General features: G+C 37.4%; 11 protein-coding genes. All 11 read right to left on the bottom strand.

From position 1 onward, the window contains the following. Positions 1-374: 374 nt before the first annotated feature. Positions 375-824, bottom strand: a complete 450-nt coding sequence (gene rplI / locus RUH74_RS19705) for a 50S ribosomal protein L9 (protein ID WP_053478323.1) — start codon at positions 822-824, stop codon at positions 375-377. Next, positions 821-2,794, bottom strand: a complete 1,974-nt coding sequence (locus RUH74_RS19700; protein ID WP_313803131.1) for a DHH family phosphoesterase — start codon at positions 2,792-2,794, stop codon at positions 821-823. The genes rplI and RUH74_RS19700 overlap by 4 nt, the downstream gene beginning before the upstream one ends. Positions 2,795-2,863: 69 nt before the next feature. Further along, positions 2,864-3,808 carry a YybS family protein gene (locus tag RUH74_RS19695; RefSeq protein ID WP_313803129.1) on the bottom strand — a complete coding sequence of 315 codons (945 nt, stop codon included), beginning with the start codon at positions 3,806-3,808 and terminating at the stop codon, positions 2,864-2,866. A 180-nt stretch (positions 3,809-3,988) separates the two neighbouring features. Continuing rightward, positions 3,989-5,980 (bottom strand): methyl-accepting chemotaxis protein, encoded by a 1,992-nt coding sequence (locus RUH74_RS19690; RefSeq protein ID WP_313803127.1) that lies wholly within the window; start codon positions 5,978-5,980, stop codon positions 3,989-3,991. Positions 5,981-6,248: 268 nt separating this feature from the next. After that, positions 6,249-6,485, bottom strand: a complete 237-nt coding sequence (gene rpsR, locus RUH74_RS19685) for a 30S ribosomal protein S18 (protein WP_053478822.1) — start codon at positions 6,483-6,485, stop codon at positions 6,249-6,251. A 53-nt stretch (positions 6,486-6,538) separates the two neighbouring features. Beyond that, positions 6,539-7,045, bottom strand: coding sequence for a single-stranded DNA-binding protein (gene ssb / locus RUH74_RS19680; RefSeq protein ID WP_313803124.1), 507 nt, complete (start codon positions 7,043-7,045; stop codon positions 6,539-6,541). A 57-nt stretch (positions 7,046-7,102) separates the two neighbouring features. Then, positions 7,103-7,390 (bottom strand): 30S ribosomal protein S6, encoded by a 288-nt coding sequence (gene rpsF, locus RUH74_RS19675; protein WP_313803122.1) that lies wholly within the window; start codon positions 7,388-7,390, stop codon positions 7,103-7,105. A gap of 180 nt (positions 7,391-7,570) precedes the next feature. Further along, entirely contained in the window at positions 7,571-8,470 is a 900-nt protein-coding gene (locus RUH74_RS19670) for an ABC transporter permease (RefSeq protein WP_313803120.1), read from the bottom strand. Between the two features lie 4 nt (positions 8,471-8,474). After that, on the bottom strand, positions 8,475-9,395 hold the full coding sequence (locus RUH74_RS19665; protein ID WP_313803118.1) for an ABC transporter permease subunit: 921 nt from the start codon (positions 9,393-9,395) through the stop codon (positions 8,475-8,477). Positions 9,396-9,544: 149 nt separating this feature from the next. Continuing rightward, complete coding sequence (ychF, locus tag RUH74_RS19660; protein ID WP_313803116.1) at positions 9,545-10,645, bottom strand: redox-regulated ATPase YchF; 1,101 nt, start codon at positions 10,643-10,645, stop codon at positions 9,545-9,547. A 126-nt stretch (positions 10,646-10,771) separates the two neighbouring features. After that, complete coding sequence (locus tag RUH74_RS19655; protein WP_057768006.1) at positions 10,772-10,969, bottom strand: DUF951 domain-containing protein; 198 nt, start codon at positions 10,967-10,969, stop codon at positions 10,772-10,774. Between the last annotated feature and the right edge of the window lie 255 nt (positions 10,970-11,224).

Below are 11,224 nucleotides of genomic sequence, written 5' to 3'. Positions count from 1 at the left end.
CCTTCTTGACGGATTGGCTTATGACCTCGAGCCCCTAGGCGCTGCAGCTGGGTATAAACTAAATGCGGAAGCGCCTTGTTCAGCCCCGACAAGCACAAGACGAGACTCTCGGAAAGGTGGTCCTTTACCTTTCTGGGAGTCTTGGCTTGTGACCTCGAGGGGCTAGGCGCTGCAGCTGGGTATCTCTAAATGCGAAAAACGCCTGGACTGGCACTGGAAATTAGAATCTACTAATCAAATCTATAAAATAATCTTTTATATAAAATACCTTCATTACAGACAAACACCTAGAAAAAATGTGATCAGCTAGAACCGATCACATTTTTTCAACTCTTCTATTTTATCATGTTTATGTGTAAATGGAACTTCCAAAATTAGTTTGCTTCTTTTACATGAACATTTAGTGTAGCTGTCACTTCAGCGTGAAGTTTGACAGACACTTTTGTATAACCCAATGTACGTATCGCATCAGGCAGTTCAATTTTTCGCTTATCAACTTTTAAATTATGTGCCTTTTGAAGCTCTTCTGCAATCTGCTTGCTTGTGATCGAACCGAATAAACGGCCGCCCTCACCTGCTTTTGTTGAAAACTCTAAAGTAATTTTATCCATGACTTCCTTAAGTTTTTTTGCATCAGCAAGCTCTTCAGCTGCAAGCTTTTCCTCTTTTTTCTTTTGGGCATTTAATGTGCTGACATTTGCCTGGTTTGCCTCAACTGCTAAGCCTTGCTTAATTAAAAAGTTTTGCGCATACCCATCAGCAACATTCTTTACCTCACCTTTTTTTCCTTTCCCTTTTACGTCTTTCAGAAATATAACTTTCATGCTTTCTTTCTCCCTTCAATATATTCATCAATTACACTTTGCAAACGTTCTTCCACTTCATCCAATGAAACATCTGATAGTTGGGTGGCTGCATTAGTTAAATGTCCTCCACCTTCAAGATTTTCCATAATGACTTGAACATTTACATCGCCTAACGAACGCGCACTCACACCTACTGTATATTCTGATCTTTTTGAGATGACAAATGAGGCGATTACCCCATCCATCGTCAATAAAGTGTCAGCTGTCTGCGCGATCAGCACCTGGCTATACTCCTCATCAGGCTGCCCCTTTGCAATGGCAATTCCCTCTCGATAAAAGTATACATTCTCAATGATTTTGGAGCGTTTAATATACGTATCTACATCTTCTTTTAAAAATTTTTGCACAAGAACAGTATCTGCTCCAAGCGAACGCAAATAAGATGCCGCATCAAATGTCCGTGATCCTGTCCTTAATGAAAAGCTCTTCGTATCTACAATAATCCCCGCCAGTAATGCAGTAGCCTCAAGCATTTCAACCTTTACATTCTTTGGCTGATATTCAAGAAGCTCTGTTACAAGCTCAGCGGTTGAAGAAGCATATGGCTCCATATAAACAAGCAATGGATTTTTAATAAACTCCTCAGCACGGCGATGGTGGTCGATAACAACGACATGCTCAAGCCTATGAATAAGCTTTTCTTCAATCACCATGGAAGGTTTATGTGTATCAACGACAACTAATAACGTATCTTCTGTCGCAATTTCTAGTGCTTGAGCAGGAGTGATGAACTTCTCGAATAATTCTTCCTTCTTTTGTATTTCTGTCATTAATCGTTGAATACCTGTATCAATTTCCTGGAAATTCACTACAATATATCCTTCACGATTATTCATTTCTGCAATCTTTTGAATCCCAATCGCTGCCCCAACAGCATCCATATCTGGGTTTTTATGTCCCATGATAATAACTTTATCACTTTCAGTTATTAATTCCTTCAATGCATGGGCAATGACTCTGGCACGAACTCTCGTCCTTTTTTCAACTGGATTTGTTTTCCCTCCGAAAAATTTCACTTTTCCATTCGTCTGTTTAATAGCAACTTGATCTCCGCCTCGTCCAAGTGCTAAATCAAGACTGGATTGAGCAAGAACTCCCAGTTCAGGAAGTGATGATACGCCGGTCCCCACTCCAATACTTAAAGTTAAAGGAATATTATGTTTTGAGGTTGTTTCCCTTACCTCATCAAGAATGGTAAATTTCCCTTTTTCAAGTTGCTGAAGAATTTGCTCATTATAGACAGCAATGAATCTTTCTGATGAGACTCGTTTTAAAAATACACCATTATCAACTGCCCATTTATTTAAAATGGAAGTGACCATATTGTTCATGCTGCTTCTAGTCTGGTCATCCATTCCCTGTGTCAGCTCATCATAATTATCTAAGAAGATAATGGACAGCACCGTTCTTTCTTCCTGATACATTTTTTCGATTTCTGTTTGCTCTGTCACATCAAAAAAGTATAATAGCCGTTCTTCAAGTTTTAGTATGACACGGAATTTTCGGTCATGAAGAGTAATAATTTCTGTTTCCACTTCCTGCTTTATTAACGGTATGAGTAAATCCCCGACATCATAAAGCGATCTTCCCACTAACGTATCTTCATCAAAGCATGAGGCTAAAAAAGGATTGGTCCATTCAATGAAATATTCATCATTAATCAGCATGATCCCAATCGGCATTTCCATCAGTGCCTCTTCACCGACTTTTTTAACCCGGTAAGACAGAGTGGTTATGTATTCTTCTGTTTCCTTCTTCTGTGCTGCATCCACTTTAAAAATATAATAAAAAGGAGGGAAAAGGAGAATAACGCCCAATATACTCAAAAGCCAGTTATAATACGCTAATAATCCGAGAAGCACCACTGTTATGCCCATCAACCCAAAAATGGGATAGCGAATGGACCGCTTTTCTAAATAAGAAGGCATTTTTTTCAGCTCCCCAACAGTAGTGTTAGATGATTTTCAAAAAGTTACGGTTCCCTTTTGAACAATCATTTATCCATTTTTGTTTTCTAACCTTTTCCTTAATTCAAACCCTAAGTCAATTATACCTAATATCCTAACAATAGGAAGGAGAATTGGAGGAAAGATTGTGAAGACTGTTGCAATAATAGGAACAGCTTTAGGTATGCCTTTCTTATGGCAAATATAAAAGATAAACGCCAGCCCTTGAACAACCATACAAAGCTGAAGGATAAACGAGAGATTCACCAAGGCTAGATACCAATAATCTCCCTCTTCAGGTTTTAATATAAATGACGCGATTATAATCACCAAATAGTACCAAAGGATGCTTTTTGGCAAGGTAATTTCTTTAAATGGCCTTCTTTGCTGCGGGATTACTCCAAACCTTTTAACAATCGGAAAGGAAACAAGCTCGATTAATAGAACAGTGGTTACAGCGGTCAGGACGAATAGGCTTGGTGTCAATGACTCAACCATTTTTATCATTGCTTCAAATTGTTCCATAGCTGCCCCATCATTATTACGGCTTAACATTTCAAAAATTGCCACAGATTGATCGAGGGAATCTCTCATCGTACGAATCAATTCTTCAATGATATTCATGTTAAAAATAACAACGAATACAGCATATAGTACAATTGACGTAATTAAACAAACTAGGGTAGCTGCAATAAAGGAAAACGCTCGACTCTTTTTTTCTTGGATAAAATGCCCTATTACAAGACCGGCTATCCCATAAATTAATGTAAGCGGAATGGCTAGAATCGCTCCTACTATGATAGAAAGAATGATTGCAGCAACGAAGAAAACAAAAGAATCCATTCGGGTATTTTTTGCCGCAAATAAAATAAACGGAATGGCTAAAAATAAGTTCGTAACAAGCCCTAAAACCGGAATGTAGAGAGTCAATAATATTAAAACAGCAAAAACAGCTAAACAAAGTGCTCCTTGTGTTAACTTATGTGCATTATTCAAATTTCCACCCCCTAAATGGGCACTCATACTATCTATTTTAGCTAGTAATATAGTGAGATTCAACCATACTGAACTATACAAAAGAACAAATGTACTTATTGTGGAGTCCGACTCCTTATTTTAGAATGAGTCAGCTGCAAATGGAAAAGGGATATCAAAAATATGACATCCCTTTCTTTTTTAATTGATTTTAAACTTTTCAACCACATCTTTTAATTCATTGCTTAATTCCGTTAATTGTTCTGCCGATTCTGCAACCGACTGAAGCGCATGAAGCTGTTCATCTGTAGAAGCACTTACTTCCTCACAAGAAGCAGCTGCCTGCTCTGCCATCGCAGCCATGCTATGAATCCCGCTTACTACTTCTTCTTTACTCTCAGCAAGGTGAGTCATCTCATTGCTTATATAAAGGATGGAATTTCTCATTCTTTCAACAAGCTCTGAAATATTTTGGAAGCTTTGTTCTGTCTCACTGACCACTTCAGATTGCTGATTAAAAGTCTCTTTCGTCTTATTCATTGATTCAACGGCTTGGAATGCACCGTTTTGAATATCAGTAATCGTCAGCTTCACTTCATCCGTGGCTACAACTGACTGTTCCGCAAGCTTTCTTACTTCTTCTGCGACAACAGCAAAGCCCTTCCCATGTTCACCTGCGCGAGCAGCTTCAATACTAGCATTTAAAGCTAATAAATTCGTCTGTGAACTTATTTCTGTAATAGTGGTCATAACCTTTTCAATTTTTACAATCTTATTCTCTAGATCAGTGATAACTTCTTCCATGGAGCCAAGATATTCCCTTGAAGTAGTAAATGATCCTTTTAAATGACCAATCTGTTTAATTCCTGATTGATTGATGTCTTCTGCTTTTTCTGCGAGTGACGTCATTTCCGTAGCCTTTTCGCTAATATCATTAATTTGATTGCTTAACTGGTTAGACAATTGATTCGCTGATTCTGCGTCTGCTGCAGACTGTGTAGCCCCTTTAGCAATTTCATTAATAGCAGCGGCCATTTCCTCACTTGAAGCATTTGTTTCTTCGGAGACTGCACTTAAACTTTCTGCTGATTCTTTTACATTATTAACAGATAAATTGACTGCAGTCAGTATCGATTTCATATTTTCGACCATTGTGTTAAAATGGCCGCTTAATTCGCCAATCTCATCCTTGGAAGTTACATTCACTTTCACCGTTAAATTTCCACTTGATACTTGATTAAATGCCTTCTTAAGTAATGCAAGAGGCCTTGTTAAGCCAACAGCTACAAAATAAGTAATTGCTATCGCTATTACAATACCGATCATTGAAATAAGAACAATTCTATTTCTTATTTTCAAGGCAGTCACCATTAACTCCTTGTCAGAATAGGCTGCGCCCACCTTCCAATTTGTATCTGATACAGTATCAAAAACTAACTTTTTATCTGCACCTTCAAATACATATTCGATCACTCCATCCCCTTCGGAATGGTCATACATTTCTTTTATAAATGGAAGATCCATCAAGTTATTACTTCTTTCTGTAGGGTGGACAATTGCTGTTCCTTCTTGAGAAAAGACAAACGGATATCCGTTATAACCGATGTGCACGGAACTAATCATATTTGTTACATCAGTAAGCTTAATATCTAAGCCGATTACACCAATTACTTTTGATCCTTCTTTAACCGCATAGGATGCCGTCACGACATACTCTTTTGTAGCTGCATCTTCATATGGTTCGCTCCAAACCACCTGATTAGGATTCGCTGCTGCTTTTGTATACCAATCCCGAGAAGTTGGATCAAAATCTGCTCCTAAATCTGCCTTTGGCATAATATTTAAATCTTTATTGGCGCTTGCTGCATAAATGGAAGCAACATCTTTATTTTTATCAAGGAAATTAGTAAAGTCCTTTTCTAGTTCAATATTTACCTTTTCATCTCCAGCAACCTTTATATAATCAATTACACGTCCTGATTCCGATAAATATTGCATATTGGTAGAATATTTACCAAGAAACAATTGAAGTGAATTATTCATTTCTGCAACAATACTCTTCGTTTGACTAACTACTTCTTTCTCTATTTCATGATCTGTCTGCTGATATACAAAAAAACCAACTGTTGAAAGAACTGCAATAAATAAGACAGAGATCAGTAAAATTAATTTGCCTTTTATTGATTTTAACAAGACGCTTTCCCCCTTTTTTTGTTTAGATTCTACTATCATTTATTCTAATTTTTTTAATTAAATGAATGCCCTTCACCGTCCATTGGTTTTTCCTACTTCCCCTTCATATGAAATATAACTAACCAGTCATTATTTCGACATAATTTTTTATACTTTTACTACTTTTAGTATAAATTTCATTAAAAAATAATTACCAATGTTGAGAATTTTAGACAAAAAAAAGCAAACAAAAAAAAGACACCGATTAAATCGATGTCTTTTTTAAATATTATTCACCTGAAACATAAGGCAGTAATGCCATTGTACGTGCGCGCTTAATAGCAGTTGTTAATTTACGTTGGTATTTAGCGTTCGTACCAGTTACACGGCGTGGTAAAATTTTACCGCGCTCTGAGATGAATTTCTTTAGAAGATCTACATCTTTATAATCGATGTGAGTGATTCCGTTTGCAGTAAAAAAGCAAACTTTACGACGTTTTGCACGTCCTCCTCTACGTCCTCCCATAGCCATGGTTATTTCCCTCCTTTATGTTTTGTTTTTAAAAAATAATCGGTTAGTTAGAACGGTAGATCATCATCTGAGATATCAATTTGGCCATCATTGGCAAATGGATCTTTATCTACACGTGTATATCCCTGATTATCTCGGTTGTACTGCGGTTGTTGATTCTGATTGTTGTTGTTCCCAAATGGGAAGTCCTGTTCTCTAGGAGAACCATAGCCTGCGCTGTCGCTTCTATTACTATTGCGCGGTTCTAAGAATTGAACACTTTCAGCCTGAACTTCAGTCACATATACGCGCTTTCCGTCTTGGCCTTCATAACTGCGTGTTTGAATTCGCCCATCAACACCTGCAAGACTTCCCTTTTTCAAGAAGTTTGCAACGTTCTCGGCAGGCTTCCTCCAGATTACACAGTTAATAAAGTCCGCTTCCCGTTCACCTTGCTGATTCGTAAACGTACGATTTACTGCAAGAGTAAAAGTTGCAACTGGCACACCATTTGGGGTATACCGCAATTCTGGATCCTTTGTCAAACGTCCGACAAGAACAACACGGTTCATCATTAGAATCAACTCCTTCCAACCATTGTTCCACATGGAACATTTTTGTAAAGCAATCTATTATTTTTCGTCTTTAACAACGATATGACGGATAATGTCTTCGTTGATCTTAGCTAAACGTGTGAATTCATCAACAGCTTTTGCTTCTGCATTCACGTGCATTAATTGGTAGTAGCCGTCACGGAAATCATTGATTTCATAAGCTAAACGACGCTTACCCCACTCTTTAGAATCAACTAGTTCCGCACCATTATCAGTTAAGATTGTGTTAAAACGCTCGATAAGAGCCTTTTTAGCTTCATCTTCAATATTTGGACGGATGATGTACATAATTTCGTACTTTCTCATCACTTTCACCTCCTTTTGGTCTAAACGGCCCGAATATACGGGCAAGGAGCAATTATTCATTACTCACAAGTTGAAAGTATAGCATATAACCTTGTTTTTTGCAATGAAAGCCCTGCATTTGTACAAAAACTTTTATGAATGAGCAGCTTAAATCTAAATGTATATCTTTAACCTCTTACTTTATTGCATATGCCGATTAAAGTATTTGCGCAATCCTTCTCCAAGAATATTAAAAGTTAATGTCGATATTACAATGGCCAGCATAGGAAAAAATGGAATCCAAAAGGCAGTAACCACATCTTTGCGTGCTTCCCTTATCAGTGTGGCCCAATCCACACTTGTATTGAATATTTCACTTTGACCATAATTAATCTGGGTCAGCTCTTGTGAGATAAATATATTTAATATAGCTAATTGGCCAATTAACATGATCACACGGCCTGCATCGATAAAAAAGTTCACTACTATGCTAGGGAAGAGATTCGGAAAATAATGGGATGTCAGCATTTTAAACGGCTTGACACCAATTGTTATTCCAGCTTCTATAAAGGTTTTTTGTGAAAGGGTATGGGCCTGCTGCTGGATAATGAAGCCCACCCTGCCAACCTCTACAAGTGCAATAATAAGGATGGACCAATAATATCTTTGTTCATGAAATAACAAAAAGGGTAAACAAAGAAGTAAAGCCGTCGTAAATATGACTGGAAAACTAGAAAAAAGTTGATTCCACCATTTATTTAGCCAAGAAAAGAATCCTTTATTTTTCATGCCAAGAAGACCTAAAGGAACAGCGATCACATATCGAATAATAACAATCATAAATATAAGGAGAAAAGTATCCTTTGCCCCTACTACTAATAAACTTAATAAATCCCGTCCTTCCCTGTCTGATCCAAGCGGGAACTTATCAGATGGCGGAAAAGGGGCAGTTTCAATTTCCCCAGGCCCAGGGAAAATAACCCGTTCTCCCTTTAATTCTGCATCCACAAAAGGAAGGCTAGGGCCGATTATCGTTAAAAATGCTAACAGCACTGCCATGATTAGTCCGATAATTAGATAGTAATTTTTCAGTTTAATCACCCCATTATGGAATCCGAAGACTTCTCTTAATAATAAATCCTGTCACCTGAGCTATGATAACTAAAAGCAAAAAGCAAAGGCCAATTCCAATAATGACGCCTGGTTCAAAACCGCTTAAAGAACCTATATTAAAGGATAGATTGAAGTCAAGCGCAGTAAATAGCCTATAGGCCATTCCTTCATAGCCAATTAAATATTCAACAATAAGAAGGCTTGATAATGTATGGACCATTAATGAAGTCATGTGGGGTAAGATCGTCTTTAAGCCATTGCGCAAAATATGACGTTTAATTACTACTTTCATAGGAAAACCCTTAGCTTTCGCTACTTGAATATAATATTGCCCCTCCTCATCCGAAAGAGCTGCTGAGGTAATTCTAGCCATATACATCATCGGATAAATAGAAACTAATAAGGCCGGCACAATAAAGCCATACCAATTTAACTGGCTAAAAAGACGTAAAGATGGAAAAATAAAGATAACCAGCCACTGAAGACAAACCACTATAAAAAAGTCAGGAATAGATTGCAGGAGCCAAGTCATTCCATTCCCAAAGATATTTTTCCTATTTAGTTTATTTTTGTAATCAAATACTCCCTTCCATATACCTAAGAAAAGACTTAAAAAGAAAGCAGGAATAATAAGTTTTAAGCTATTAGGAAAATAACGCTTTATTTCATCCTCTACGGTCACTCTTGCATAACGTGTATCTCCCAAACTTTTTTCCGTCCAGACAAATTGCAAAAATTGGGCAATATTATCTTTATATTCTTTCCAAGAAAAAGAGTATCCCATTTCCACAGTCATAGCTTTTCCACTAACAACCATAGCTGGATTGCGCGGAAACAATACAACTAAGATTAGAGCTACAATGATCATTACATAAAGAACGAGATTCTTAACAAATGATCCGGCAACCTTCATAATAACCCCCAATAAATGTTATTTTACAAAATTATACCAAATATTATATGAATATTCTATTAATTATTTATTTTCTATAAATTAGTAAATAATTAGCAAATAAAAAACACTGCATGTTATATCTGCAGTGTTTTAAAGTACATTCACGATTAAACATTGAAACGGAAATGCATAACATCCCCATCTTTAACAATATATTCTTTTCCTTCTAATCGCACTTTCCCAGCTTCTTTTGCCGCTGTCATACTTCCAGCAGCTAATAAATCTTCATAAGAAACCGTCTCCGCACGGATAAAGCCTTTCTCAAAATCAGAATGGATCACGCCTGCACATTGAGGAGCCTTCATTCCTTGACGGAACGTCCATGCTCGAACTTCCTGTACGCCAGCGGTAAAATAGGTCGCCAATCCAAGCAGGCTATATGCTGCACGAATTAACTGATCCAAACCTGATTCTTCAATTCCAAGCTCTTGAAGAAACATTTCCTTTTCTTCTCCTTCAAGCTCAGCAATTTCTGATTCAATCTTTGCACAAATAACAATAACCTCTGCATTGTCTTTTTCAGCAAATTCTTTCACTTGCTGCACATATTCGTTAGAAGATGGATCAGCTACATCTTCTTCCCCTACATTCGCTACATAAAGAACGGGCTTAATAGTTAACAAATGAAGCCCTTTTGCTACCTTCATTTGCTCATCTGTAAATTCAACCGTACGCGCAGGCTTATCTGCTTCAAAAGCTTCCTTTAATTTTTCTAGAATCTCCATTTCAAACATGGATTCCTTATCTTTTTGCTTCGCCATTTTCCCTACACGCGCGATGCGCTTATCAACTGTCTCTAAGTCAGCTAAGATTAACTCTAAGTTAATGATCTCAATATCATCAATCGGATTTACTTTCCCTGATACATGGGTGATATTATCATCTGCAAAGCAGCGGACAACTTGACATATCGCGTCCACTTCACGAATGTGAGATAGGAATTTATTTCCTAAACCTTCACCTTTACTAGCTCCTTTTACAATTCCGGCAATATCTGTAAATTCAAAGGCAGTAGGAACTGTCTTTTTTGGTTGAACAAGCTCCGTTAATTTGTTTAGGCGGTAATCCGGTACTTCTACGATTCCAACATTCGGATCAATTGTACAGAACGGATAGTTTGCAGATTCTGCTCCCGCCTGGGTAATTGCATTAAATAATGTAGACTTCCCAACATTCGGCAATCCTACAATCCCAGCTGTTAAAGCCATTATTGCCACTCCTCTATTAAAAAATATCTATTAAAAATTATATAGTTATTCTGGTAATACCCTTCACAATTATAGAGATATAAGGGGGAAAAGACAAGCACTCACCAAACCTATGCAAAATGGACGTTATTCCTCGCCCTTCACAAGGATTTTTTTCATTTTACGCGCAAATTCCCTGCGAGGAATTAACACACTATGTGCACATCCCTCACATTTTATGCGAATATCTGCCCCCATCCGAATCACTTTCCAGCGATTCGTTCCGCATGGATGTGCCTTCTTCATTTCAACCACATCATTTAAATTAAATTCTTTTTGCTCCAATGGATAACCCTCCCACACAAATCTAGCTCTTTTACTTTATTTAAGCGTAAATGACCAAAATTATCAAAGGCTACCTTGTTTTAATTATCCATCCTTAATCATGCACAGGACTTTTCGCCTGGATTCCACTTTTCATTTAATCGTTATGTATACATTACTAAATTCTTCCGTATACTGTTACTACTATTCGAAAAGTGAAAGCGCCTTACCCAGAAGCAGGCATAGCACAAGACGAGCCACACAAAAGCTGGACAA

This window comes from Cytobacillus sp. (assembly GCF_032154635.1).
Classification (GTDB): domain Bacteria; phylum Bacillota; class Bacilli; order Bacillales; family Cytobacillaceae; genus Cytobacillus.
This window is presented reverse-complemented; position numbering and strand designations above follow the sequence as displayed.

What these genes read in the sequence shown, in the direction of transcription:
- rpsF (WP_313803122.1), bottom strand. Translation starts at nt 7,390, where the DNA reads ATGAGAAAGTACGAAATTATGTACATCATCCGTCCAAATATTGAAGAT.
- RUH74_RS19700 (WP_313803131.1), bottom strand. Translation starts at nt 2,794, where the DNA reads ATGCCTTCTTATTTAGAAAAGCGGTCCATTCGCTATCCCATTTTTGGG.
- RUH74_RS19665 (WP_313803118.1), bottom strand. Translation starts at nt 9,395, where the DNA reads ATGAAGGTTGCCGGATCATTTGTTAAGAATCTCGTTCTTTATGTAATG.
- rpsR (WP_053478822.1), bottom strand. Translation starts at nt 6,485, where the DNA reads ATGGGAGGACGTAGAGGAGGACGTGCAAAACGTCGTAAAGTTTGCTTT.
- rplI (WP_053478323.1), bottom strand. Translation starts at nt 824, where the DNA reads ATGAAAGTTATATTTCTGAAAGACGTAAAAGGGAAAGGAAAAAAAGGT.
- ssb (WP_313803124.1), bottom strand. Translation starts at nt 7,045, where the DNA reads ATGATGAACCGTGTTGTTCTTGTCGGACGTTTGACAAAGGATCCAGAA.
- ychF (WP_313803116.1), bottom strand. Translation starts at nt 10,645, where the DNA reads ATGGCTTTAACAGCTGGGATTGTAGGATTGCCGAATGTTGGGAAGTCT.